The sequence below is a fragment of the Sphingomonas sp. Leaf23 genome (genome assembly GCF_001421585.1).
In the GTDB taxonomy this organism is placed as follows: Bacteria; Pseudomonadota; Alphaproteobacteria; order Sphingomonadales; family Sphingomonadaceae; genus Sphingomonas.
The window spans coordinates 1-25,187 of sequence record NZ_LMKR01000003.1; the positions used below are offsets into that span (position 1 = coordinate 1).

Annotated in this window: 21 protein-coding genes; 6 read left to right on the forward strand and 15 right to left on the reverse strand. The window is 67.6% G+C overall.

Annotated features, from left to right (window positions below; all coding sequences use genetic code 11):
* Positions 1 to 108: 108 nt before the first annotated feature.
* The 7 genes from pobA to ASE67_RS08370 form a co-directional block, all read right to left on the reverse strand.
* A complete protein-coding gene (pobA, locus tag ASE67_RS08340) occupies positions 109 to 1,278 on the reverse strand; it encodes a 4-hydroxybenzoate 3-monooxygenase (RefSeq protein ID WP_055759370.1) in 1,170 nt (389 codons plus the stop codon).
* The gene (locus tag ASE67_RS08345; protein WP_055759373.1) at positions 1,275 to 2,222 is read right to left on the reverse strand and encodes a Gfo/Idh/MocA family oxidoreductase; all 948 of its coding nucleotides are present in this window, start codon (positions 2,220 to 2,222) and stop codon (positions 1,275 to 1,277) included. The genes pobA and ASE67_RS08345 overlap by 4 nt, the downstream gene beginning before the upstream one ends.
* 124 nt (positions 2,223 to 2,346) lie before the next feature.
* A complete protein-coding gene (locus ASE67_RS08350) occupies positions 2,347 to 3,189 on the reverse strand; it encodes a class III extradiol dioxygenase subunit beta (RefSeq protein WP_055759376.1) in 843 nt (280 codons plus the stop codon).
* Positions 3,189 to 3,599, reverse strand: a complete 411-nt coding sequence (ligA, locus tag ASE67_RS08355; protein WP_055759379.1) for a protocatechuate 4,5-dioxygenase subunit alpha — start codon at positions 3,597 to 3,599, stop codon at positions 3,189 to 3,191. Before ligA ends, ASE67_RS08350 begins: the two co-directional genes overlap by 1 nt.
* Positions 3,596 to 4,615: an amidohydrolase family protein gene (locus tag ASE67_RS08360; protein ID WP_055759382.1), complete on the reverse strand. Its 1,020-nt coding sequence runs from the start codon at positions 4,613 to 4,615 to the stop codon at positions 3,596 to 3,598. The genes ligA and ASE67_RS08360 overlap by 4 nt, the downstream gene beginning before the upstream one ends.
* Positions 4,612 to 5,460 (reverse strand): NAD(P)-dependent oxidoreductase, encoded by an 849-nt coding sequence (locus ASE67_RS08365; RefSeq protein ID WP_055759385.1) that lies wholly within the window; start codon positions 5,458 to 5,460, stop codon positions 4,612 to 4,614. Before ASE67_RS08365 ends, ASE67_RS08360 begins: the two co-directional genes overlap by 4 nt.
* 54 nt (positions 5,461 to 5,514) lie before the next feature.
* A complete protein-coding gene (locus tag ASE67_RS08370) occupies positions 5,515 to 6,711 on the reverse strand; it encodes a LysR family transcriptional regulator (protein ID WP_327196669.1) in 1,197 nt (398 codons plus the stop codon).
* A gap of 104 nt (positions 6,712 to 6,815) precedes the next feature.
* Here ASE67_RS08370 and ASE67_RS08375 point away from each other — a divergent pair, with 104 nt between their 5' ends.
* The 3 genes from ASE67_RS08375 to ASE67_RS08385 are packed head-to-tail and all read left to right on the forward strand — an operon-like array spanning position 6,816 to position 9,419.
* Positions 6,816 to 7,487, forward strand: coding sequence for a 4-carboxy-4-hydroxy-2-oxoadipate aldolase/oxaloacetate decarboxylase (locus ASE67_RS08375; protein WP_055759391.1), 672 nt, complete (start codon positions 6,816 to 6,818; stop codon positions 7,485 to 7,487).
* On the forward strand, positions 7,480 to 8,535 hold the full coding sequence (locus ASE67_RS08380) for a 4-oxalomesaconate tautomerase (protein WP_055759393.1): 1,056 nt from the start codon (positions 7,480 to 7,482) through the stop codon (positions 8,533 to 8,535). Before ASE67_RS08375 ends, ASE67_RS08380 begins: the two co-directional genes overlap by 8 nt.
* Positions 8,532 to 9,419, forward strand: coding sequence for an amidohydrolase family protein (locus tag ASE67_RS08385; RefSeq protein WP_055759396.1), 888 nt, complete (start codon positions 8,532 to 8,534; stop codon positions 9,417 to 9,419). Before ASE67_RS08380 ends, ASE67_RS08385 begins: the two co-directional genes overlap by 4 nt.
* A 64-nt stretch (positions 9,420 to 9,483) precedes the next feature.
* Here the strand turns inward: ASE67_RS08385 and ASE67_RS08390 are convergent, their stop codons facing one another.
* The 4 genes from ASE67_RS08390 to ASE67_RS08405 are packed head-to-tail and all read right to left on the reverse strand — an operon-like array spanning position 9,484 to position 13,878.
* Positions 9,484 to 11,217: a tannase/feruloyl esterase family alpha/beta hydrolase gene (locus ASE67_RS08390; RefSeq protein ID WP_235511842.1), complete on the reverse strand. Its 1,734-nt coding sequence runs from the start codon at positions 11,215 to 11,217 to the stop codon at positions 9,484 to 9,486.
* Between the two features lie 17 nt (positions 11,218 to 11,234).
* Positions 11,235 to 11,762, reverse strand: coding sequence for a DUF3237 domain-containing protein (locus tag ASE67_RS08395; protein ID WP_055759398.1), 528 nt, complete (start codon positions 11,760 to 11,762; stop codon positions 11,235 to 11,237).
* A 55-nt stretch (positions 11,763 to 11,817) separates the two neighbouring features.
* On the reverse strand, positions 11,818 to 12,795 hold the full coding sequence (locus tag ASE67_RS08400) for an alpha/beta hydrolase (RefSeq protein ID WP_055759400.1): 978 nt from the start codon (positions 12,793 to 12,795) through the stop codon (positions 11,818 to 11,820).
* Between the two features lie 21 nt (positions 12,796 to 12,816).
* The gene (locus ASE67_RS08405) at positions 12,817 to 13,878 is read right to left on the reverse strand and encodes an alpha/beta hydrolase (protein ID WP_055759405.1); all 1,062 of its coding nucleotides are present in this window, start codon (positions 13,876 to 13,878) and stop codon (positions 12,817 to 12,819) included.
* Positions 13,879 to 14,143: 265 nt separating this feature from the next.
* Here ASE67_RS08405 and ASE67_RS08410 point away from each other — a divergent pair, with 265 nt between their 5' ends.
* On the forward strand, positions 14,144 to 16,516 hold the full coding sequence (locus ASE67_RS08410) for a TonB-dependent receptor (RefSeq protein ID WP_162236339.1): 2,373 nt from the start codon (positions 14,144 to 14,146) through the stop codon (positions 16,514 to 16,516).
* A 172-nt stretch (positions 16,517 to 16,688) separates the two neighbouring features.
* Here ASE67_RS08410 and ASE67_RS08415 read toward each other — a convergent pair whose 3' ends face one another.
* Positions 16,689 to 17,636 carry a LysR family transcriptional regulator gene (locus ASE67_RS08415; RefSeq protein ID WP_235511843.1) on the reverse strand — a complete coding sequence of 316 codons (948 nt, stop codon included), beginning with the start codon at positions 17,634 to 17,636 and terminating at the stop codon, positions 16,689 to 16,691.
* Between the two features lie 113 nt (positions 17,637 to 17,749).
* Between ASE67_RS08415 and ASE67_RS08420 the strand changes: the two genes are divergently transcribed.
* Positions 17,750 to 18,853 (forward strand): aromatic ring-hydroxylating oxygenase subunit alpha, encoded by a 1,104-nt coding sequence (locus tag ASE67_RS08420; protein WP_235511844.1) that lies wholly within the window; start codon positions 17,750 to 17,752, stop codon positions 18,851 to 18,853.
* Positions 18,850 to 20,082, forward strand: a complete 1,233-nt coding sequence (locus tag ASE67_RS08425) for an NAD(P)/FAD-dependent oxidoreductase (RefSeq protein WP_055759413.1) — start codon at positions 18,850 to 18,852, stop codon at positions 20,080 to 20,082. Before ASE67_RS08420 ends, ASE67_RS08425 begins: the two co-directional genes overlap by 4 nt.
* Positions 20,083 to 20,279: 197 nt before the next feature.
* On the opposite strand, the gene ASE67_RS08430 is transcribed toward ASE67_RS08425, so the two are convergent.
* The 3 genes from ASE67_RS08430 to ASE67_RS08440 all read right to left on the reverse strand — a co-directional run bounded on the left by ASE67_RS08430 (position 20,280) and on the right by ASE67_RS08440 (position 25,005).
* Complete coding sequence (locus ASE67_RS08430; protein WP_055761439.1) at positions 20,280 to 20,732, reverse strand: MarR family winged helix-turn-helix transcriptional regulator; 453 nt, start codon at positions 20,730 to 20,732, stop codon at positions 20,280 to 20,282.
* A 58-nt stretch (positions 20,733 to 20,790) separates the two neighbouring features.
* Complete coding sequence (locus ASE67_RS08435) at positions 20,791 to 22,053, reverse strand: MFS transporter (RefSeq protein WP_055759415.1); 1,263 nt, start codon at positions 22,051 to 22,053, stop codon at positions 20,791 to 20,793.
* Between the two features lie 114 nt (positions 22,054 to 22,167).
* The gene (locus ASE67_RS08440; RefSeq protein ID WP_055759418.1) at positions 22,168 to 25,005 is read right to left on the reverse strand and encodes a TonB-dependent receptor; all 2,838 of its coding nucleotides are present in this window, start codon (positions 25,003 to 25,005) and stop codon (positions 22,168 to 22,170) included.
* Between the last annotated feature and the right edge of the window lie 182 nt (positions 25,006 to 25,187).

A 25,187-nucleotide genomic window follows, 5' to 3' on the forward strand; every position in this document is an offset into this window, starting at 1 on the left:
GCGGCATGGCGCCCGCCGAGTTCACGAACCGCCCCAGCCACGGGCATGAGGACACCGAAGCTAACTTATCAACGGCCTGAAAATGGGGAGCACGTCATCACCTTCAAACTACAATGGTAGCCCTACGTAATTCTCCGCAATGGCCGTCTGCATCGCCAATGAACTGACGACATAATCCAGCTCCGCCGTCTGCATGCGATGCTCGAACGCACCGTCTTCCGGGAAGCGGTGCATCAGCTTGGTCAGATACCAGCTGAAGCGTTCAGCCTTCCAGATCCGCGCCAGCGCTCGTGCCTGATAACCGGCAAGGCCACTGTCGTCGTCCATCTGGAAGAACGCGATCAACGCGTCCGACAGATAGGCGACGTCCGACGCAGCAAGGTTCAGTCCCTTCGCACCGGTTGGCGGCACGATGTGTGCGCTGTCGCCGGCGAGGAACAGCCGGCCATAGCGCATGGTTTCAAACACATAGGAGCGCAGCGGCGCGATCGACATCTCCAGCGCCGGCCCGCGGGTGACGCCGTGGTCGGAGAGCGGATCGAACCGCCCGGCCAGTTCGTCCCAGACTCGCTCCTCACTCCAATCCTCGATCCGGTCGGTCAGCGGTACCTGGACATAATAGCGGCTGCGCGTCGCCGAGCGCATCGATGCGAGCGCAAAGCCGCGCGCGCCATTGGCGTAGATCAGTTCGGGGTGGCAGGGCGGCACGTCTGCAAGGATGCCGAGCCAGCCGAACGGATATTCCCGTTCGAACTCGCGCGCCGCCGCCGCCGGGATCGCCCGACGTGAGGGGCCGTGAAATCCGTCGCAACCGATGATGAATTGCGTATCGATCCGGGTGACGACGCCATCCCGCAGGAAGGTGACGAACGGCGTGGCGCTGTCGATATCGTGTAGCGCCACCTCCTTCGCATCGTACAGGATGGTCAGGTCGCGCGCGTCGGCCGCTTCCATCAGGTCGCGCGTCACCTCGGTCTGGCCATAGACGGTGACATGGCGCCCGGTCAGCGCCTTGATATCGATGCGGATCAGGTGATCGTCGGTGGCGAGGTTGAACCCTTCCTCGACCAGCCCCTCCGCGCGCAGCCTCCGGTCGAGCCCAAGCCGGGTCATCAGGTCGGTCGTCACCGCCTCCAGCACACCTGCGCGGATGCGGGCGAGCACATAGTCGGGCGATTGTCGCTCCACGACGATGCAGTCCACCCCGGCCGCGCGCAGCAGATGGCCGAGGAGCAGGCCCGAGGGACCTGCCCCGACGATGACGACCGACGTCTTCATCGCGCGGCGGCCAGCTGCCGGTCGAGCGCGTCGAGGACGCGGTAGCAGGGCAGGACCTGCGCGACGCTGGCGTTGGGTTCGCGGCCTTCGCGGATCGCGGCGATGAATTCGCGGTCCTGCAGCTCGATCCCGTTGGTCGACACTGCGACGCCCGACAGGTCGATCGGCTCTTCCTTGCCCGTCACAAGATCGTCGTAGCGCGCGATATAGGTGCCGGTGTCACCGATATAGCGGAAGAAGGTGCCGAGCGGCCCGTCATTGTTGAAGCTGAGCGACAGGGTGCAGATCGCACCGCTTTCCGCCTTCAGCTGAATCGACATGTCCATCGCGATTCCGAGCTCGGGATGGTGCGGCCCTTCTACCGCGTTCGCCTGCACGATCGGCCCCGCCTGATAGGCGAACAGGTCGACGGTATGCGCGGCGTGATGCCACAGCAGATGGTCGGTCCACGACCGCGGCTCGCCCTTGGCATTCATGTTCTTGCGGCGGAAGAAATAGGTCTGGACGTCCATCTGCTGCACGGCGAACTCGCCGCGCGCGATGCGGTCGTGGACGAACTGGTGGCTGGGGTTGAAGCGGCGGGTATGGCCGCACATCGCGGTGAGCCCGGTCGCGTTGGCCTTGGCCAGCACCGCCTCGCCATCGGCCAGGCTGTCGCACAGCGGGATTTCCACCTGCACATGCTTGCCCGCGTCGAGGCACTGGATAGCCTGCGCCGCGTGCATCTGCGTCGGGGTGCACAGGATCACCGCGTCGAGACCGGGCTGCTCCAGCGCCTCGGCGATATCGGTCGTCGCATGGCCGATACCGTATTTGGCGGCGATCGCCTGGGTCGGTTCCAGTCGGCGACCGACCAGCGAGACGACTTCGACCCCAGCGATATTGCGAAGGCCGTCGAGATGCTTTTCACCAAAGGCGCCGGCGCCGGCGAGTGCGATTTTCATGTGCTTCTCCCTCTCCCGTGTCGGGAGAGGACTGGGGAGAGGGGCAGTCTCTCATTCCCAGTCCTGTCGTTTGTGGTGTTCGACTGCCCCTCTCCCAACCCTCTCCCCTGAAGGGGAGAGGGCTTTAGTTGTCTGGCTTGAGCACGAGGTGGCCGATGGCGGTATTGCTGCACGGCACATGATAATGGCGGTGGAGTGCCTTGGTGCGCTTGCCCATTGCCCCCCGCATGATGAGCCACATCACCATCTCGATCCCTTCGGACCCGGTTTCGCGCAGATATTCGATGTGCGGAATGTGGCGCAGCCGGTCGGTGTCGCCGATCATCCCATCGAGGAAGTCGTTATCCCATTCGCGGTTGATGAGGCCGGCGCGCGGCCCCTGCAACTGGTGGCTCATGCCGCCGGTGCCCCAGACCTGCACGTTCAGATCCTCGGGAAAGCTGGCCACGGCGCGCGCGATCGCCTCGCCCAGCGCCCAGCAGCGATTGCCCGAGGGCGGGGGATAGGTGACGACATTGACCGCCAGCGGAATGACCTTGCACGGCCACTGCGCCACATCGCCGAACATCATGCTGAGCGGCACGGTCAGCCCGTGGTCGACGTCCATCTCGTTGATGATGGTCATGTCGAATTCGTCGAGGATCAGGCTCTGCGCGATGTGCCACGCCAGGTCGGGATGACCATGGACGTCGGGCACCTGGCGCGGGCCCCAGCCTTCGTCGGCGGGCTGGTAGACTTCGCCACAGCCGATCGCGAAGGTCGGAATGATCTTCATGTCGAACGCCGAGGCATGGTCGTTATAGACCAGGATCACGACGTCGGGCTTTTCCGCCTTCTCCCACGTGCGCGTCCAGTCATAGCCGGCGAAGATCGGGCCGAAATAATCGTCGCGATCCTTGTGCAGATCATGCGCGACGCCGAGCAGGGGGACGTGGCTGCTCGCCACGCCGGCGGTGATGCGGGCCATTATCGCGGGTCCCTCTTCGAACGGACGCCCTGCGGCGATCGGCCGCCGGCGTTCATCATCGCTTGATAGTCCTCGACCGACACGCCGGTCATGGTGCTGACCGCCTGCACGAAGCTCAGGCCATCGGTCGAAAAGACTTTCGCGAGGAAATAGATGTTGCCGCCCAGATCGAGGCAGCGATTATAGTCGCGCGACAGGATCGCCGCGCGCTGCTCCGCGCTCAGCGGCCATTGGTCGAGATAGGCCGCCTCGTCCGCCTTCCACCGTTCGCGGTTTTCCGGCTTCATCAGGCTCATCGCGAACTGGTTCATGTGATAGCCCTGCCGCGCCCGCGCAGCGGTGAAGACGCGCGTGCCGGGAATATCCTCGAACTCCGCGAGATAGGCGTGGATGTCGTTGGGTTCGCTCACAGGCCGCGCTCCTTCAGCAGCGTGTCGAGCCGCGGGAAGACGCGACGGGCATTGCCTTCGAAGATCGCGGCGCGTTCCGCGTCGGAAATCTCCAGCGCGTCGACATAGCGTTTGGTGTCGTCGAAATATTGTCCCGTGGTCGGATCGATCCCGCGCACCGCACCGACCATCTCGCTGCCGAACAGGATGTTCTTGTTGTCGATCACATTGGCCAACAGGTCGACGCCGGGCTGGTGATAGACGCAGGTATCGAAGAAGATGTTGCGCATCAGATGCGTGTCGAGCGCCGGCTTCTTCAGCATGTCGGCAAGGCCGCGATAGCGCCCCCAATGATAAGGCACCGCGCCGCCGCCATGGGGAATGATGAACTTCAACGTCGGGAAGTCGGCGAACAGGTCGCCCTGCAGCAGCTGCATGAAGGCGACGGTGTCGGCGGCGATGTAATAGCCGCCGGTGGCGTGCATCGCCGGATTGCAGCTGCCCGACACATGGATCATCGCCGGCACGTCCAGCGCGACCATCGCCTCGTAAAATGGATACCAGTAGCGGTCGGTCAGCGGCGGATGGGTGAAATGCCCGCCGCCCGGATCGGGGTTCAGGTTGCAGCCGATAAAGCCCAGCTCGCGCACGCAGCGTTCCAGCTCGGCGATCGAGGCGGTCATTTCCGCCTTCGGGCTTTGCGGCAACATGCACACGCCGACGAAGGTATCGGGGAACAGGGCGACGACCCGCGCGATCAGGTCGTTGCAACGGCGCGCCCATTCGATCGCCACGCCCTCATCGCCGACATGCGGTGCCATGGCGGAGGCGCGGGGCGAAAAGATGGTCAGGTCCGCGCCGCGTTCCCTGATAAGCCGCAGCTGGTTCGCCTCGATCGTCTCGCGGATGTCGGCATCGCTGATCTCGGGATAGGGCGGGGCGGGTTCGCCCGCCTGGTACGCCGCCACCTGTGCCTCGCGCCAGGCGTCATGGGCCTTGGGCAACACGGTGTAATGGCCGTGGCAGTCGATAATCATGCGGTGTCTCCGAGGGCGGCGAGCTTGGCCGTCAGGCCGTCGGGTGGGGTCAGGCCGAGGCTGCCGAGTGCGTGCTGGCGGCGGATCGTGCCGCGCGTCATCGCCGGCTCGACGCCCAGCGCCTCCAGCGTGACGGCGACCTCCTCCATCTCGGCGGCGCGGCGCAGGCCGTGGGCCATCATCCGGTCGAGATTATAGTCGATCCGGCTTTCCCACCCTTGCGGTTTCCAGCTGGCGTCGAGCGAGGCGATCACCGCGTCCCGCACCCCGGCGCGTTCGGCGGCCAGCGCGCATTCGGCGGTCAGCGCCTCCAGCCCCTTCACCATCACCGACCGGATCATCTTGATCGACGATGCGTCACCGATGGTCGGGCCGGCAAGGGCGACGTTGGTAAAGCCATGGTCGCGCAACACTACTTCGGCCTCCGCCGCATCGGGACCGGCGAGCAACAACGGTACGGCCAGCCGTACGGGCAGGACCGGGGCCATCACCGCGACATCGACATAGCGGCCACCGGCGGCGGTGATCGCCTGCGCGGCGGCGCGCTTGGTATCGGGAGCGACGCTGTTCATGTCGAGCCAGAGCGCGCCGGGGGCAAGGTGCGGCACAGCGGCACGGGCGGCGGGCAGCGCCTGATCGGCGGTCACCAGCGAGAGCACCGCGTGCGCGCCGGCCAACGCAGCCTGCGGCGTGTCGCAACCCTCCACTGCGTGGGCGCGACAGGCGTCGAGCAGGGCGGCGCGCGCCGTCGGATCGGCGACCTTGCGGTCATAACTGCGGACGCCGGGACGGGCGAACGCCTGCCCTGCTTCGCCGAACCCGATCGAGGCGATGATCCTTTCCATGTCCCCGGCCTACCGGGCGAACCGGACATGCCGCCAATCGGAAAGCGCCGGACCTTATCGGTTTTCCTGAAGTCTGGTTTCCTGCGATGCACGTTCGAGCAGCGCGATCAGCCGCGCCTGCCCGGCGGTCGGGCGCCATCCGGTTCGGGTGGTTATGCCGATGGTCCGCACCGTGTCGCTCAGTTCCGGCCCGATCCGCACCAGCAGCCCGGCATCGACCTCCAGTGCGACCTGATCGGGGGAGAGCAGGGTCAGCAGGTCGCTTTCGGCCAGCAGGCCCCGGATCACCATCACCGATCCGCATTCCACCGGCACCGGCGGCAGCGGGCGGCCGGCGAACAGCGTTTCCCAATGGCTGCGCAGCGGGGTGCCGGTGGGGCCCACGACCCAGGGTTGCGCGGCAAGCTGGTCGAGATCGACCGCCTTGCCCGCCAGCGGATGGCCGGCGCGGGCAAAGATGGCGAGCCGGTCGGCGAACAGCGGTACCTGATCGATCCCGGCGGGCGGATCGCCGCGCAGCGCGCCGATCATCAGGTCGATCACGCCATCGAGCAGCGGGTCGACCAGTTCGCGCCACGACCCCTCCACCACGTCGATCACCGTGCCCCGTGCATCGGCGAGGAATAGCGCGAGCGCGTGCGGTAGCAGCAGCGCGCGGCTGAGCGGCATTGCGCCCACCGCGATACGGCCGCCCTCGCCGGCATCGCCGCGCGCCTCGACGATGCCCGCCGCGATCTCCCCCGCTGCCAGGCGTACGCCGCGCGCAAGCGCACGGCCGGCGGCGGTCAGCACCATGCCGCGCCCGCGCCGTTCGGCCAGCGGCGTCGCCCAGATCGCCTCCAGCTCGCGCACCGCGCGGTGGATCGCCGGTTGCGACAGCCCGCTGCTGACCGCTGCGCCGGCAAAGCCGCCCGCATCGGCGAAGTGCAGGAACGCCTCCGCCTGGGTCGCGGTCATCAGCGCATCGGGCCGGGCAAAGCCGCGCTTGCCGCCGCGCCGGCCGATCCCGGCCAGCAGGGCAAAGGCGCGCTCGGTGCGTTCCGCCAGAGCCTGCCCCGCGGCGGTGGCGGTCATGCCGTCGGGGTGGCGTTCGAACAGGCGGGTACCGAGCTGGCGTTCGAGCTTGCCAAGGCCCTGCGTCAGCGCGGGCTGCGACAGGCCAGTGGCGTCGGCGGCGCGGTTCAGGCTGCGCTCGGCGACAATATGGCCGATGGCGCGCAGGTGGCGCAGGTTGAGGTCGAAGGGCTTCACGATGGCGGATATAGCAAAAACTTATGGGCCGCACGCAAGATCGATTGGCATTGCCGCGCGCGACGCGGGACGGACGACGCGACTTGCTCCAGGGAAGGACCGCCATGAACGTCGTCGTGCAGCATATCGACCGGGCCGATGCGGCGGTCATCGACGGCCTAGCCGCCGCCGGGGTCGCGACAGTGCATGAGGCGCAGGGGCGGATTGGGCTGCTGGGCCACCAGCTGCGTCCGATCTATTCGGGCGCGAGGATCGCGGGCAGTGCGGTGACGATTTCCGCTGCGCCTGGCGACAACTGGATGGTGCATGTCGCGATCGAACAGCTGCGGGCGGGCGACATCCTCGTGCTGGCACCGACATCGCCATGCATCGACGGCTATTTCGGCGACCTGCTGGCGACCAGCGCAATTGCGCGCGGCTGTCGCGGGCTGGTGATCGATGCCGGGGTGCGCGACGTGCGCGACCTGACGCAGATGGGCTTTCCGGTCTGGTCGAAGGCGGTGTTCGCGCAAGGAACGGTCAAGAATACGCTGGGATCGGTCAATGTGCCGGTGGTCTGCGCCGGGGCCGCGATCGACGCGGGCGACGTGATCGTGGCGGATGACGACGGCGTGTGCGTGGTGAAGCGCGCCGACGCCGCGGCGGTGCTGGACAAGGCCCGCGCGCGGGAGGCGGCGGAGGAGGGCAAGCGGGTGCGACTGGGCGCCGGGGAACTGGGCCTCGACATCTACGACATGCGCCCCCGCCTCGAAGCGATGGGGCTGAAATATGTCTGACGGCGTGCGCTGCATGTGGATGCGGGGCGGCTCTTCGAAGGGCGGCTATTTCCTGAAGGACGACCTGCCCGCCGACCCTGCCGCACGCGATGCGTTCCTGCTGCGCGCAATGGGATCGCCCGATCCTCGGCAGATCGACGGCATGGGCGGCGCGGACCCGCTGACGAGCAAGGTGGCGGTCGTGAGCCGATCGACGCGTGACGGCGTGGACGTCGACTATCTGTTCCTGCAGGTGTTCGTTGACCAGGCGATCGTGACCGATGCGCAGAATTGCGGAAACATCCTGGCCGGCGTCGGCCCGTTTGCGATCGAACGCGGGCTGGTTGCGGCGGTGGACGGCGAGACGCGGGTCGCGATCTTCATGGAGAATACCGGACAGGTCGCCGTCGCCACGGTGCAGACGCCCGGCGGCGTCGTGACCTATGCCGGCGATGCGGCGATCAGCGGTGTGCCCGGCACCGCCGCGCCGGTGCCGCTGGCGTTTCGTGACACGGCGGGGTCGTCGTGCGGGGCGCTGCTGCCGACCGGGAGCGGCGTCGACAGCATAGATGGCGTCGCGGTCACGATGATCGACAACGGGATGCCCTGTGTCGTGATTGCGGCCGAAGGCGTTGGAATCACAGGCTATGAGGATCGCGAGACCCTCGACGCGAATGCTGCGATGAAGGCCAGGGTCGAGGCGATCCGGTTGCAGGCCGGGCCGCTGATGAACCTTGGCGATGTGACCGAAAAGTCGGTGCCCAAGATGATGCTGGTCGCCGCCCCCCGCGATGACGGGGCGATCGCGGTGCGATCGCTGATCCCGCACCGGGTCCATGCGTCGATCGGGGTGCTGGGCGCGGTCAGTGTCGCCACCGCCTGCCTGATCGACGGATCGCCTGCCGCGAAGGTCGCAAAGGTGCCGCGGGGCAGGCATCTGACGCTGGGGGTCGAGCATCCGACCGGGGTTACCGAATGCGTGGTTACGCTGGATGAGGCGGGCCAGCCGATCGAGGCGGGGATGTTGCGGACCGCGCGGAAGTTGATGGACGGGGAGATTTTCGCGTGAAGGACGAACAGGGCCGTATCCGCAGCTGGACGCTCGAACCCTCCACGCCGCGCTTTATCCCGCCGCCGGGCGCGGTCGATGCGCATTGCCATGTGTTCGGGCCGCAGGCGGACTTTCCGTTCAGTCCCAAGACGAAATACCTGCCGCAGGATGCCGGGCCGGATGCGCTGTTCGCGCTGCGCCGGACGCTGGGGTTCAGCCGCAACGTGATCGTGCAGGCGAGCTGCCACGGCACCGACAATCGTGCCACCTTGCACGCAATTGCCGTGTCGCAGGGCACGTGTCGCGGGGTCGCGGTGGTCGATCCGGCGATCGGCGACGCGGAGCTGGACGCGCTGCACGCCGGCGGTATCCGCGGGGTGCGGTTCAATTTCCTGAAGCGGCTGGTCGACGATGCGCCGAAGGACCGGTTCCTCGACATCGCGCAGCGCATCGCGCGGCTGAGGTGGCATGTCGTCGTCTATTTCGAGGCGGATCTGCTGGAGGAGATGCGCCCGTTCCTCGCGGCGATCCCGGTGCCGGTGGTGATCGACCATATGGGCCGCCCCGATGTGACCCAGGGGCCGGACGGCGCGGACATGGCCGCGTTCCGCTCGCTGCTCGACAGCCGGGACGATATCTGGACGAAGGTGACCTGCCCCGACCGGCTCGACCCCGCCGGGCCGCCCTATGCCGATTTCGTGGCGGCGGTGCGGCCGCTGGTCGAGGCGTATCCCGACCGGGTGCTGTGGGGCACCGACTGGCCGCATCCGAATATGGAGAGCGTGCTGCCCGACGACGGCGCGCTGGTCGACGTGATCCCGGCGATCGCGCCAACCGAGGCGTTGCAGCGCAAGCTGTTGGTCGACAATCCGATGCGGTTGTACTGGCCGGAGGGAGTGTAAACTTCGGCGCCCTTCGCAGAAGAAGCAGCGTCACCCCGGGTCAAGCCCGGGGTGACGATGGAGGTCAGCGCACCGCCTTGCACTCGAACGCGGCCGCCTTTTCCGTATCACCCGCCCCCGCGACCGGCCGTGCGACGAGCGGGTAGGGGCAGAGCGGGCGGGTGCGGCCGGGCCATGGCGTCATCGGGCCGGCGCTCGCGTCGATCCGGTCGGGGGCCTGTCCCTGCTCGACCCAGCGGACCAGCGCGCCCAGGCCATCGAACTGGTCGGTCGCCGGCCCGCCCTGACAATGCGCCATGCCCGGCACCGGGAAGACCCGGACGAACGACGCGGCCTGTCCGCCGTTCTTGCCGTCGACATCGTTCCACCACGCGATCGTGTCGTTGATCGAGAAGACCGGATCGGACGCGCCATGCGGCACGATCATCCGCCCGCCATGCTTGCGAAACCGGCCGAGGTCGCTCGACCGTGCGGCAATGTCCTCCCATGCCGATCGGGGAAAGCCCGGTGCGGTGGCGTGGATCTTGGCCGGATCGCGGTCGAAGTCATAGGCCATGGCGAAGTCCATCCCCGCCTGCGGCCCCGGTTCCAGCGCGCGCGGCGGCGTGGAAAAGATCGTCGCAAGCGCCGGCGCGCCCATCGCCGCATTGATCGCGGGGACGGCCGGGGTTGCCAGCCCCATCTTCCAGATGCGCCAGCCATTATCGGCCATGCCGGCGTCCCACGGGAAGCTGGCATAGAGCGCCTGTCCCCGGCTGTCGCGCGGGCCGCCAAAGGCGCGGACCATCGCATCGATCTGTCCGGGGGCAAGGCAGCTCTGGTTCTTCTGTCCGCTGCATTGGCGGGCGCGCAGTTCGCGCACGACCTCAGCCGTGCCGCATTGGGCAAACGCGCCGACCAGCCCGTCGGCCAGCCCGTCCTTTGCATCGCACGCTGCCAGCACCGCCTGCCGCGCGAGCAGCAGGTCACCGTCGGAAAACGCCTGTGCCAGCCGGGCGACGGGCACGCTCTGCTCGCCGGCCGCGCGGACGATGGCGGCATAGCTCTGCGTATCCCACGCCTCGGCGATCGCCGCCTTGGGCAGCGCAAAGCCCGGCGCGGCGGCGAGGATGCCGTCGAACGCCTCCGGATAGCGCTGGGCAAAGGCCATCCCTTCCTGCCCGCCCTTCGAACAACCTGCGAAATAGCTGTGCGCCGGGTCGCCGCCATAGCGCCGCTTCAGGATCGCGCGGGCCGCGTCATAGCTGGCTTTCAGCGAGGCATGGCCATAGTCGGCGCGCGCCTGTGCATCGAAGCCGAACGCCACCGCGCCGCCGCGCGCCGGATCGGCATTGGTGTCGTTCGAATGCCCCGAATCCTGGCTGATGACGGCAAAGCCCTGCGCCAGCGCGGTCTGCCCGGCGTTGAGCGGCCCGATCGCCGATCCGATATCGCCATTGGTGCCGCCGCCGCCCTGGAACAGGAACCGCCGGTTCCACTGGTCGGGCAGGCGCATCCGGAAATGGATGGCGTATTTCTGTCCGTCCTGACCGGTACGTTCCCGCAGCACGCCGGTCACCTCGCAATGCGCGGGGAGCGGCTGCGTCTTGGCCCCGAAGCCCAGGTCGAGGACCAGCCCGGCGGCCCGGTCGTCGGCGGTCAGGACGCGCATCGTCGGATCGCTCCAGCCGCCGCCCAGCAGCGCGGTGCACCCCTGCGGCGCGGATGCCTGCGTCGTCGCCATCGGCGCGACCGGGGTCGCACAACCGGCCAGCGCCGATCCGGCGAGGATCGCGGCGATCGTGATCGATCGTTGCATCATGGTGCGCTCCATCGTCATGCCAGTTGATAGACGGTGATGCGCACCGCCGCGCCGTCGGCCGGATCGGCGGGGCCGACCGTGCCGAGGAAATTGCCCTGGTTCAGCCATTGATGCTTGCCCAGCGGTACTTCGAACACCGGGGTGGTGCGGACCTGTCCGTTGAACACGACCCCACGATTGGTGATGTGGATCAGCGTGCCGTCGGACTCGCGCATCAGATAGGCGGCCTCCAGCACGGTCGATCCGTCGGCGCGGACCAGTTGCCAATCCATCCCTTCGGGCAGGATCGTGCCGGAAATGCGCGGGCCGGCGAAGCGGCCGCCGGTGATCGGGATGCGGATACGCTTGCCAAGCGGGGTCGCGCCGACCTCCTCCGCCTTGCCCAGCGTCACGATCGCTTCATAGGCGAAGGTCAGGCCGATGCTGGTCAGCCGCTGGGGTGCCGCGGCGGCACCGGCGGGCAATGCCGCCGCCCCCGCCAGCGCGGCAGAGGCGCCGAGCATCGATCGTCGCGTCCATCCGTCGATCATCGAATCCGGCATCCTCGCTCCCCTTGGTCTAATTGCTATTCAGCATAGCTAAAATGTGTCGGCAGGGTCAATTGGCCTTCGCGAATTCGCGCTGGAGCCAGCGGTCGAATGTCTCGACCCAATGGCCGGCGGGCAGGGTGGACGATCCGACGCCGAAGCCGTGGCCGCCTTCGGCCAGGAAATGCGCCTCGACCGGGCGGCCGGCACGACGCAGCGCGGCCATCATCGCGAGGCTGTTGTCGGGGACGACCGCGCCATCGTCCATCGCGTGCAGCAGGAAGGTCGGCGGGGTGGTCGCCGTCACATGATCGGCGGGCGAGCGGCGCGCGACCAGCGCCGCATCGGGCTTTGGCCCCAGCAGCCGTTCGGCGGACAGGCCGTGGGTAAAGGGCGGGGCGGCGGCGATCACCGGATAGATCAATGCGGCGGCATCGGGGCGGGCGTCGATCCGGTCGGTCGCATCGCGCGGGGGGTAGACCGGTTGCGCGAAATCCGTTTCCAGAGTCGCGGCCAGATGCCCGCCCGCCGAAAAGCCCAGCACCGCCACCCGATGCGGGTCGAGGCCGTCCTTGCCCGCCGCCGCGCGGACCATGCGTAACCCCCGCTGCGCATCCTGCAACGGTACGTCCGAGCGGTTGGCCCAGCCTTCGCCCGGCAGGCGATAGACGAGGACATAGACGGTATAGCCCAGCGCATTGAGCCGCCCGGAAATGTCGACGCCTTCATTGCCGATCGACAGGAAATCATAGGCCCCGCCGGGGATCACCAGCACCGATGCGCCATTGGCGCGCGCCGGGCGGAAGACGCGCAGGCCCGGCCGGTCGATATTGCGCAGGAAGGTGGCGGGGCTGTCCGCCGGAACCTTTACCGGTCGAAAGCCGCCGCCGGGCGGGGTGCCGGTCCATAGCGGCACGAACGGCGCGGCGGTCCATGCGGCGGGCGGGGCGGGGCGTTCAGCCACGACACCCTGCGCGGGAACGGCGCCGGGCAGCAGGCCGAGCGAGAGCAGCAACGCGGCGCGAAGGGGCAGGGAACGGGTGGCCATGAGCAATATCCTGTCGGAGAATCATGTCGCCGTGCCATCGGACCCGAAGGCCCGGCGCAGCGCCGCGATCTTGGCGGCAGTGAAGCGCCGCGCAAGCCCGGTGTCGGGGGCGACCGCATCGAACCCGTGGAACCCGCCCGGCGTCACGACCAGTTCGGTCGGCACGCCCGCCACGATCAGCCGCCGGGCATAGTCCACGTCCTCCTCAACGAACAAGTCGACCGATCCGACCGCGATGAAGGTCGGCGGCAGGCCCGACAGGTCGCGCACCCGCGCCGGCACCCCGGCGGCGGGCACGGCCGCGCCGCCGGGCGCCTGTCCCAGAAAGGACGTCCAGCCAAAGATATTGGCGGGTGCATCCCATCCGATCCGGCCGATGAACGGCGGCACCGCGCGCGTGCTGCCGGTACGGTCGTCGAGCATCGGATAGATCAGCACCTGCGCGCAGAGCGGCACGCTGCGCCGGTCGCGCGCCATCAGCGCCAGCAGCGCGGCATGGCCGCCGCCGGCACTTTCGCCCATCACCGCAATCCGTGCCGGATCGACGCCAAGCGTCGCGGCATTGGCGTGGAGCCACAGCAGCGCGGCATGGTTGTCGGCGACCGACCCGACATAGGTCGTCTCGGGCGCCAGCCGGTATTCGACGGTCACGACCACGCAGTCGAGCTGCCGCGCGAGGTCCTGGCATTGCAGGATCGATCCCTTGGCCGACCCGACGATATAGCCGCCGCCATGGGTGTGGAGGATCGCGGGGCGGCGCGTGCCGGGTTTTGCGTTGATGACGTAGATTGTCACCGGCGGCTGGCCGGCGGCGCCGGGAATGCGGCGTTCGACCTGGGGGATGTCGGTCGCGGGCGGCGGCTGGGGGCCGGCGCGCATCGTTCGATAGGCCTGCGTGATCGGCGGCATCGCGGCGACCATCGCCTGAATCTGTCGCGCGGCGGGGCGCAATTCGGGGGCGACCGCCGCGATCGGGTCGATGGCAGTGGGCGAGGCGGCGTTGGCCAGCGCCCCTGTCGGCAGCGTCGCGCCGAGTCCGGCCAGCGCCGCACCGCGTAGAATGTCCCGTCGTTCCAGCGTCATTCCACTCTCCCACCATATCCCCACGCGTACGATTCTTCGCCGATCGTCCTGCGTCATGGCTATGATCGATAGCGTTTTTTTCTGTCGCTGCAACTTCCGTTTGCAAACGATTGAAACGATAGCTATGACGTATTGCAGTTGGAGGATGCCAACGGAGGAGAGATCGCCATGCGGGACCACCGCATGGTCGGCCTGTCGCGCGTCGCGGACGGTCGCCATCCCCTGTTCGTGTCCGGCGATATTGACCGACACCGGGGAGATGATGATGCGTAGATGGACGTTGCTGCTGGCCGGAACCGCGCTGTTGCCGACGACCGCCTGGGCACAGGATGCCGCGCCGCCCGCTGAACCAACCACCGCGACCGCTGCCAGCGACGACAGCGCGGTCGGCGACATCATCGTCACGGGGCAGAAGACATCCGAACGCCTGTCGCGCGCACCGATCGCGATCAGCGTGGTGTCGCAGGATGCGCTGACCCGGCAGGGCGTCGATTCCGCCTCGGCGCTGGCGACCACGGTGCCCAACCTGCAACTGAGTGCCAACGGGTTCGCGGTGCGCGGCATCGGCAGCAACAACAGCTTCAGCGGCTATTCGACCGTCGCGACGCAGATCGACGGCATCTACGAACCCTCGGCACAGGCGCTGTCGTTCGGGCTGTACGACCTAGGCGCGGTGGAAGTGCTGCGCGGGCCGCAGGGCACGGTCTATGGCCGCAATGCCACCGCCGGCGTCGTCAACATCAACACCGCCGACCCGCGCAAGACGCGCGGCGTCACCGCCGATCTGCAGGTCGGCCGCTTCAACGAAGTCCGCGCGCGGGCCGCGGTCGACCTGCCGGTCAGCGATGCGTGGCGGCTGCGCTTTGCCGCCTATCGCCAGGTCGACGACGGGGTGGACGATCATTTCGCTGCGCGCCACGGATACGGCAAGACCGACCAGTCGGGCCTGCGCGTCACCTCGCTGCTCGATGTCGGGCCGGTGACGTGGCGGCTGTCGCTGAACTATGGTCGGAACGAAGGGACGATCCCGGCCAGCTACCTGACCAGCATCAACACGTACCCGCAGGGGAACCTCGCCGCCGGTACCTTTGGCCCGCGGACGGTGATCGAGACCGACGCGCTGAACGTCGGGCAGGCGGCGGTGACCGACAACCGCATGGACCTCGAATACTACTCCGCCCGCTCGCGGCTGGCGTGGCAGGTCGCCGATGGCCTCTCGCTCACCTATCTGGCGGGGTATACGCTGCTGAAGAACGACGGCGTCGACGCCGCTACGGGTGTGTTCACGCAGGAATCGATCGATCGCCGTACCGAAAGCTGGTCGCACGAGGTCGACGTCAATTACGATCGCGGCATCCTGAACCTCGTGCTGGGCGGGTTCCTGTATCAGGATCGCCAGCCCTCGGGCACGCGACTGCTCCACGCCGGCGACACCGCGCCCGCGCCGTTCAACACCGTCTACAACCTGATCGGAGCGAAGATCGCCGGGACCGGCACCGGCATCTCGACGATCAGCGGCGTCGATGTCGTCACCAGCTATCGCGGACAGGGCACCAAGTCGCAGGCGGTGTTCGGGCAGGGGACGCTGGAGATCCTGCCGGGCCTGAAACTGATCGGCGGCATCCGGTCGACCTGGGAACAGGTGAACGCGCGCAACATCGAACTGGTTTGCCCGGGCGACACGATCAACCGGCAGAACATCACCGCGACGACCTGCCCCGGCATCCCGTTCGTCTTCGCCCTGTCGAACGACACCAACCGGCCCGAAGCCAAGTTCGATAATATCAGCTGGAAGGTGGGAGCCAATTACGAGGTCAGCCCGACCACGCTGGTCTATGCGACCGTCAGCACGGGCTTCCGCGGTGGTGGGCTGGAGGCGAGCGGCAACGCGCCGCAGTTCCGCCAGTATCGCCCGGAAACGGTCACCAATTACGAAGCGGGCGTCCGCACCACGTTGATGGGCGGCAAGCTGTACCTGAGCGCCACCGGCTTCAACATGGAGTATAAGGACCTGCAGGTGTCCAGCATCGTGCTGAACCCGCTGACCAACCAGGTATCGGCCGTGACCACCAACGCCGCCACCGCCCGCCTGCGCGGGATCGAGCTGGAGGCGAGCCTGCGCCCGACGTCCAATGACCGGATCAGCGGGTACCTGTCCTACCTCGATGCGCGGATCAAATCCTTCCCGACGGCATCGGACAACCTGAATTCGGCGAGCGGCAATTACAACGCGTTCGCCCCGGCGTTCGGCTTCCGCCCGCTGCCCGCGAACCTCAGCCTCGACGCGTCGGGCAACCGGCTGGCCAATGCGCCGGAGTGGAGCGGGCGGTTCAGCTATGCCCACACCTTTGACCTGAGCAGCGGCGGGCGGGTGATTCCCAGCGTCGATTTCTATGCCCAGTCGCATACCTATAGCGACGTGCAGAATTATGCGCAGAGCCGGCGCGACGCCTATACCAAGACCGACCTGAACCTGCGGTTCGAGGATGCCGACGACCGCTATTCGATCACCGCCTTCGTCAACAATGTCGAGGACAGCCGCGTCCCCAACACGCTTGTCACGGTGTGGAGTTCGACCACCGCCAATTACGATCCGCCGCGCACCTATGGCGTGCGGCTGGGCATGAATTTGCGTTGATGGGACGGCCGGGGCGGCGGGGTGCCGCTCCGGCCATTTCTATTGCCACGCTCCAGTACCCCCGCGAAGGCGGGGGTCCAGGGCCAAGTGAACGACGGCTGGTGGCCGGTACCCTGGACCCCCGCCTTCGCGGGGGTACGGCAGGATCGACCCTCCCGCACATGCCCCGTCACTAGCGATAGTCGGACCAGAACACCGAATCGCGCGCCTGCGTCGGATCGCGGCCGATGAAGCATTCGGCGACCAGCTTGCGCAGCCACGACACCGCCGGATCGGTATGCGAGCGCCGGTGCCAGAATTGCCGCAGTTCGACGCCGGGCACGGCGAAGGGGAGCGGCAGCAGCTTCAGTCCCAGCAGTCGCGCATAGATGCGGCCCACCGCCTGCGGCACGACCGTTATCATGTCGGACCCCGCGACCAGCAGCGGCACGCTCATGAAATGCGGCGAATGCAGTGCGATGCGGCGCTCCAGACCCAGTTCGCGCACCTGCCGTTCGAACCGTTCCTGGCTGCGCCCCTCCTGCGACACGACGATATGGTCGGCCGCGAGGAACTGGTCGAGCGACAGCGCCCCGCCGATCGTCGGATGACGCCCCCGCACCAGACAGACGAAATGCTGCACGAACAGCGTCTGTTCGAACAGGCTGGCGGAATTGGCGTCGGTCAGGTGGCCGATGGCGAGGTCGATGGTGCCGCGCGCCATGCCGTCGATCAGCTGGGCGGGTTGGGTCGCGACCGACCGCACCGTCACGCCCGGCGCGCGTTCACGCAGGCGCGCCATCAGGTCGGGCAGGAACACCAGGTCGCCGAGGTCCGACAGGCTGATGGTGAAGCTGCGATCGGAGCGGGCGGGATCGAAGCGGCCGGCGGGCAGGATTTCAGAGTGGATCGTCGCCAGCGTGCGCAGCACCGGATCGCGCAACGCTTCCCCCAGCGCCGTCGGCACCATCGCGCCGCCCTGTCGCACGAACAGGTCGTCGCCGAAATGCTCGCGCAGCCGGCGCAGCGCGATGCTGACCCCCGGCTGGGTCAGTCCCAGCGCCCGCGCCGCGCCCGACACGCTCGCTTGCGAGAAAAGGGCGTCGAGTACGCGCAGCAGGTTGAGGTCGAGCGGTATCATATCCACCGCTTATACTGCGTATAACGATGATGCGCGATGCTTATGACGTGGCCGGGTGATAGCGTCGGCGCATGGATTGAGAGCCGCCGCCAGCGGCCGCACAGGAGCAGGACATGACCACCGATACCCTCGTCGCCCCGCCAAAGCCGCGCGTTGCCACCGCCGACGCGTCGCGCATGCCATGGCCGCGCAACGCGTGGTACGTCGCCGCCACCGCCGCCGAAATCACCGACAAGCCGCTGGCTCGTCAGATCACCGGGCGGCGCATGGTGTTCTTCCGTCCGCAAAGCGGCGGCGTCGTCGCGCTGGAGGATTTCTGCCCGCATCGCGGCGCGCCGCTGTCGCTGGGCTTCGTGCGCGGCGACACGATCGTCTGCGGCTATCACGGGCTGGCGCTGAACTGCAAAGGACGGCCCGACAACATGCCGGGGCAGCAGGTCGACCGGTTTCCCTCCGCCCACAATTTCCCGGTGATCGAACGCAATGGCTTTGTCTGGGTATGGCCGGGCGATCCGGCGGAGGCGTCGGCCGACAAGCTGCACCCGCTGCCCTGGGCGGAAAGTGCCGACTGGGCCTATGGCGGGGGGCTGTTCCATATCGCGTGCGATTACCGGCTGATGATCGACAACCTGATGGACCTGACCCACGAAACCTATGTCCATGCCAGCAGCATCGGGCAGAAGGAGATCGACGAAGCGCCGGTCAGGACCGAGGTGACGCCGGAAGAGGTCGTGACCAGCCGGACGATGGACGGGGTGACCGCGCCGCCGTTCTGGCAGATGGCGCTGCGCGGCGCGGGGCTGCCCGAGGATGCGGTCGTTGACCGGTGGCAGAAATGCCGGTTCACCCTGCCCAGCCATGTGATGATCGAGGTCGGCGTCGCGCTGGCCGGGGAGGGCGGCTACGACGCCCCGGCGGACAAGAAGGCGGCGAGCATCGTCGTCGACTTCATCACGCCGGAGACGGAGACGTCGCACTGGTATTTCTGGGGCATGGCGCGGCAGTTCGCCATCGACGATGCGGCGTTGACCGACACGATCCGCGAGGGGCAGGGAAAGATCTTCTCGGAGGATCTCGACATGCTGGAACAGCAGCAACGCAACCTGACCCAGTTTCCCGAACGCAAGCTGCTGAAGCTGAACATCGATGCCGGTGGCGTGCGGTCGCGGCTGATGATCGACCGGGCGATCGCGCGCGAGCAGGTCGACGCCGAATGAGCGAGCGCCGGTTCGACGTGCTGATCGTCGGCGCAGGGCATGGCGGCGCGCAGGCGGCGATTGCGCTGCGGCAAAAAGGATTTGCCGGCACCATCGCGATCGTCGGCGACGAAGCCGAGCTGCCCTATGAACGCCCGCCCTTGTCCAAGGAATATCTGGCCGGCGAGAAGGCGTTCGAGCGCATCCTGATCCGCCCCGCCGCCTTCTGGGCCGAACGGTCGGTCGAGATGCTGCTGGGGCACCGTGTCGCCAGCGTCGATGCCGATGCCCGTCGGGTCGTGACCGACGACGGCGCGACCTTCGGCTATGGCAACTTGATCTGGGCGACCGGCGGCAGCCCCCGCCGGCTGACGTGCAGCGGTCACGACCTGCCCGGCATCCATGGCGTCCGGACGCGCGCCGATGTCGATGCGATCATGGCCGAGCTGGACGGGGTGCAGCGGGTCTGCATCATCGGCGGCGGCTATATCGGGCTGGAGGCGGCGGCGGTGCTGACCAAATTCGGCAAGCACGTCACGCTGCTGGAGGCGCAGGACCGGGTGCTGGCGCGCGTCGCGGGTGCGCCGCTATCCGCCTTCTACGCCGCCGAACACCGCGCGGCGGGCGTCGACCTGCGCACCGGCGTGACCGTCGATTGCGTCGAGCGCGGCGATGGCGGCGGGCTGTCGGTGCGCACTGCCGATGGCGGCGCTTTCCCTTGCGAGATGGTGATCGTCGGCATCGGCATCGTGCCCGCCGTCGCCCCGCTGCTGGCGGCGGGCGCGGCGGGCGGCAACGGTGTCGATGTCAATGCGTGGTGCCGCACCTCGCTGCCCGATGTCTTTGCGATCGGCGACTGCGCGGCGCAGGCGAACCGCTTTGCCGGGGATGCGCGCCTGCGGGTCGAAAGCGTGCAGAACGCCAATGACCAGGCGGCGACCGTCGCGACGCTGATCGCCACCGGCGACGCCCCGGCGCACGCCGCGCTGCCATGGTTCTGGTCGAACCAGTATGATCTGCGCTTGCAGACCGTCGGGCTGTCGACCGGCCATGACGATGCGGTGGTGCGCGGCGACATGGCCGCGCGCGCCTTTTCGATCGTCTATCTGCGGGAGGGGCGCGTGATCGCGCTCGACTGCGTGAACGTCACCCGCGACTATGTGCAGGGGCGCAAGCTGGTCGAACAGGGCGCATCGCCGCCGCGCGACCGGCTGGCCGATGCGGGGGTGCCGCTCAAGGAACTGCTGTAGCGCCGATCCCTTAGAGCGGTTTTCGACCAGGCTGAACCACCGTCATCGCCCTTCGGGCGACCGCTCCGCGGCGGGGCGCTTTCGGTCCGATGCAGCGTTGCTCGTCGGTCACGATGCTTGGCATCGCTCCCTCCTCGCGCCTCGCATCGAACCGAAATCACCTCCGTGCCGGTGATCCAACCTGGTCGAAAACCGCTCTAGTCGGTGGTCACCGCGCGCTGCTCGATCCGCTCCAACAGGTCGAGCAGCGTCGCCTTTTCCGCATCGCTAAAGCCCGCCAGCAACCGGTCCTCATGCGCCTCGATCCGGGCGATGCATTCGGTCAGCAGCTGCGTACCGGCCACCGACATGGTGAGGGTGAAGGCGCGGCGATCGGTCGGGTCGGTTTCGCGGACGATCAACCCGCCTTCGATCAGTTCGTTGATGAGCGGCACCATATTGGCGCGCTTGATGCCCAGCAGGCGGCCGACCGTCCCCTGGTTGATCCCCGGATTGTCGGCGACCACCGCCAGGATGCCCATCGGGATCTGGCGGACGCCGGTCCCGTCGAGCGTCACGGCAAAGTCGCTGGCAAAGACGGCGGAGGCCCGGCGCAGGCGATAGCCGACCAGCCGGCCGAGCGTCCGGGTATGGGGATGCGGTTCGGTCATGTTGTTTGCGAAGCCATGTTCCACGAACCGCGTCAAACGCAAATCGCAACCGGGTCGGTCAATGTCGGGGCGGACGCAGTGTCAGCAGGGCGGGCGCGACCGCCAGCGCGACGACCGCGATCATCGCGCCCGGCACCATCACCCATCCGCTCCATTCCAGCAGCCAGTGCGAGACGAGCGGGGTCAGCCCGCCAAAGATCGCGGTGGCCGCCGTCGCGCCCAGCGCGAGGCCGCTGAGGCGCCCTTCGCCGGGCAGCTGTTCGGCGGTGGCGACCGCGCCGACCGCGCTCATCGCGCCGCCCAGCGCCGCCAGCACCAGCGCGCCGATCAGTGCGGCGGGGCCTGCGCCCGCCATCCACGCGAACATCGTCATCGGCAGGATCGCGGCGGCGATGCAGATGGCGATCAGCACCGGCTTGCGCCCGACATGATCGGACAACAGCCCGACCAGCGGCGTGACCGCGATCACCATGACGGCGGCGGCGGTCGCCAGCCACAGCGCCGCCCCTTCGCCCATCGCGCCGGTGCTGGTCAGGAACGAGGGCACATAGACGATGCCGACATAATAGGTGATCGACCCCAGCGCGGAGATCGCGAAGCCGCGTGCGATGGCGGCACGGTGATGGGTCAGCGCATGGCCGATCGGATTGGCGGGCACCGATCCGTCGCGCTGCTGCCGTTCGAACTCGGGCGATTCCTGCAGCGTCGATCGGGCGATGCCGATCGTCGCGGCCAGCGCTGCGCCGAGGAAGAAGGGCACGCGCCAGCCCCATGCCTCCAGCTGCGCCGTCGACAGCCACGACACGACCGCCGCCGAAATCCCGACCGCCAGCAGCCCGCCGACCTCGCTCGCCGCCGAGGCCGAGGAGGTGATGAACCCGCGGCGATCGGGCCGCGCGCCTTCATAGAGATAGGCGACGACCCCGGTATATTCGCCGCCGACCGAGAAGGCCATGACACAGCGCAAGGCCAGCAGCAGCCACCCCGCCGCCGGCCCGATCGCGGCGCGCGTCGGCAACAGCGCGATGCCGAGCATGGCGATGGTCATCAACGCCATCGACAGCAACATCATCCGCCGCCGCCCGAACCGGTCGCCGGCCTGCCCGAACACCAGCGCGCCCAAGGGCCGCATCAGATACGACACGGCAAAGCCGCCCAGCGTCACCGCCAGCGACGTCGTGCCCCCGCCATAGAATACCCGCGACAACAGCGTCGCGAGGTAGAGATACAGCGTGAAGTCGTACCATTCGACGACCGTCGAAAAGGCGGCGATCGTCATCGACCTGCGCGAAATACCGTGCCGCGTGCCGTGGTCGTCCATCGCGCGTCCCCTTCGCCGGTCGTGGTGGACGGTTATCCGGGGAGCGGCAAGGGGGTTCGGGCAGTACGGTCGCCGTCGTGCGTGGCTACTTGTTCAGCACGATGTCTGCGCCCCTCACATCTTTACCCGCGCACCGACCAGCAGCGTGCGGCCGAAATGGTTGTTCTCGTAATTGCGGCGGACATCGACGTCGGTGATACGGCGGCGATAGGCGTCGGTCAGGTTCGTTCCCTCCAGCGACAGTTCGAGGAAGTCGGTCAGCTTGTAGCGGATCGACGCATCGACATTGGCGATCGAGTCATAGCCTTCGAAGATATTGCCGGTGCCCGACCCGCCGTCGACATACGGCCCACGATAGGCGACCGAGCTGCGCGCACTGAACTTCGCATCCTCGTAATAGAGCGTCGCGTTGAACTGGCGCTTCGACACATTGTACAGCGTTTCGGTGCGGGTGACGTTGGGCAGGGTGCCGCCGGGCACCGTCGCCGGACCCTGCTGCGTATAGTCCGCGCTCGACCGGACGAAGGTCGCGTTCACGATTCCGCCGAAATTGTGCAGGAAGCCCGGCAGGAACCGGAACGGTGCCTGCAACGCGATCTCGATCCCGTCGAGCTTGGCGCCCTTGCCGTTGCCGGTGGTCGAGATCGTCCAGATATCCTGTGCCTGGAGCGCGGGGTTCAGCGCGGCGGGAGAAGAGGACACTAGGACGTTCGGCGACAGCCCGGTTTCGGTGAAGGTGCCGCTGCGCGAAATCGCTACGGGGAAGCTCGCGACGTCCTTGCGGAACAGCGCGACCGAAAAGGCGGATTGCGGCGCGAAATACCATTCGGCGGCAAGGTCGAAATTGGTCGCGCGGAACGGTTCGAGGAACGGATTGCCGCTGGTCACGCGGAAGTTGAACCCGTCGGCCGATCCGCCAGGCGTCAGGTTGCCGAGCGAGGGGCGGGTGATGACCTTGGCGATCGCACCGCGCAGGATGATGTCGGGCGTGGGATACAGCGCGACGTTCAGCGAGGGCAGCCAGTCCTCGTAATCGCGCTTCACCGTCACGTTGATGCCGCTGTTGATGCCATAGGACGACTGGTCGGTGCGGACATAGCGGATGCCGGCATTGGCCGCGTATTCGAGGCCGAATACGGTGCCCTTGGCATCGAACTGCAGATAGCCGCCCTTCGTCTCCTCGGTCACGCCGCGGTTGTTGCCGACGTCGAGTGCCAGCGGGCGGTTGTACAGCCCGGTGAACTGCGTCGTCGCGTCGAGGTTGGGGATCAACCACTGGGTCGTCGTGCCCGCCGGGGTCTTTGCGCCCTTCAGCGTGAACAGGTCGGCCAGCTGCGCCGTCACCGGGAAGCCATAGATCGCGGTCGGGCCGAACGCGGTGCTCGCCGAACAGGTGATCGTGCCGAGCACGAGGTCGCGTCCGCCATTGCCGCACACCGACGTATCGCGGGTAAACGACGTAGTGTCGTAATCATAGCGCCGCCACACCCCGCCGACGCGGACCTGGAACCCCTCCGCCACGTCCCATTCGGTGCGCAGCTGTGCGGTCTTGAACTGGTTCACCACGTCCGACGGGCGGTCGCGGATTTCGGCCAGCTGGAAATTGGCCGGATCGGTAACGCTGGTCCCGAAAGCGAGCAGCGGCGAATTCTTGTCACTGTAATCGTAGCGATAGCCCTGCGCATCGCGGTCGTCGAACACGACCGTCGTTTCGAGCGGAATGCTGGCATCCGATTTCGAAAAGCCGCCGAGCAGGGTGAAGCGGAACGTGTCGCTGACATCCTGATCCCAGGTGCCGCCAATCTGGTAGAATTCGGTCTGCGACTGGCGCAGATAATGTTCGGTGCGGACCCATGCGTCGTTCAGCGTCGCCGACACCATGTTGTTGTTCGCATCATAGGTCGGGTTCAGCACGTCGATCTGCCGCTCGTTCGAGCGCAGCAGGACTTCACCCCATTTCTCCCGCCGGTCGGCGCGGAAGCGCGAATAGAGGCCGTCGATCGACACCTTGGTCGCGTCGGTCGGCGCCCATTGCACGCTGCCGGTGATGCCCAGGCGTTCGCGGCTGTGCGTCACCTCGCCATAGCGCGGGATGCGCGGGTGGAACGACAGCGCCGCCTTGTCGCACGCCGCGCTCGCGATGTACGTGCCGCCCCGGTTGGGTGCAGTCCAGCAGCGGGTGCCATCGACCGAATCGAACCGCGCCTGTGCCCAGCGGACGGTGTTGTTGCCGATCTCCTTGGTCACCGTGTCCTGATACGCGACCGACACCGATGCGCCGAGCGTGCCATCGGGCGACTTCCACCCGAGCAGCCCGGCAAAGCGCGGGCCGACCGTCTTCGACAGGTCGTTGTAATTGGCGACGGCCGAGGCGGCGATCGTCACGCCGGTCTTTCCGGCCAGTGGATTGCCGGTGTTGAGGTCGACGACCGCGCCCAGCGACCCTTCGTCCAGATCGGCCGAGGCGGTCTTGTGCACCACGATCGAGCTGAACAGTTCGGAGGCGAAGACGTTAAAATCGAACGACCGGTCGCGGTTGGCCGATGCACCGTCGCTCGACGTGGTGACCGTTTCCAGCCCGTTGACGCGGACGCGGGTGAATTGCGCGCCGAGGCCGCGGACAGTGATCGCGCGGCCCTCGCCGCCGTCGCGCTGGATCGCGATGCCGGGGATGCGCTGTAGCGATTCGGCGAGATTCTGGTCGGGGAACTTGGCGATATCCTCCGCCACGATCGCATCGACCGCGCCGACCGACTGGCGCTTCACGTTCAGCGCGGCGTTCAGCGACGCGCGAAATCCGGTGACGATGATCTCCCCCTCGGCATCGTCGGCGCTCTGCGCCGGCTCGGCCGGGGCGGGTGCTTCCTGCGCGTGCGCCGCGCCGGCAACGGCGATGAGCGACGTCGCGGCGAGCAGCGCGCGAATGAGGCGACGATCGGTGCGAACTTCCATGGCAATCCCTCTCCCTGCGCGATGACACCGGGGGCAATTTGCTACCCCGCCGGTCATCCAGCCTGTCGGACGCACGGTGCCCGGTTCGGGCCGTACCTCCGTCGATCCTCCTCGCGACAGTCCAATCCGCCGCGAGAATCCGGTCTTGCCGTTTTCGGCTTGAGAAACCGGTGTCAACGCGA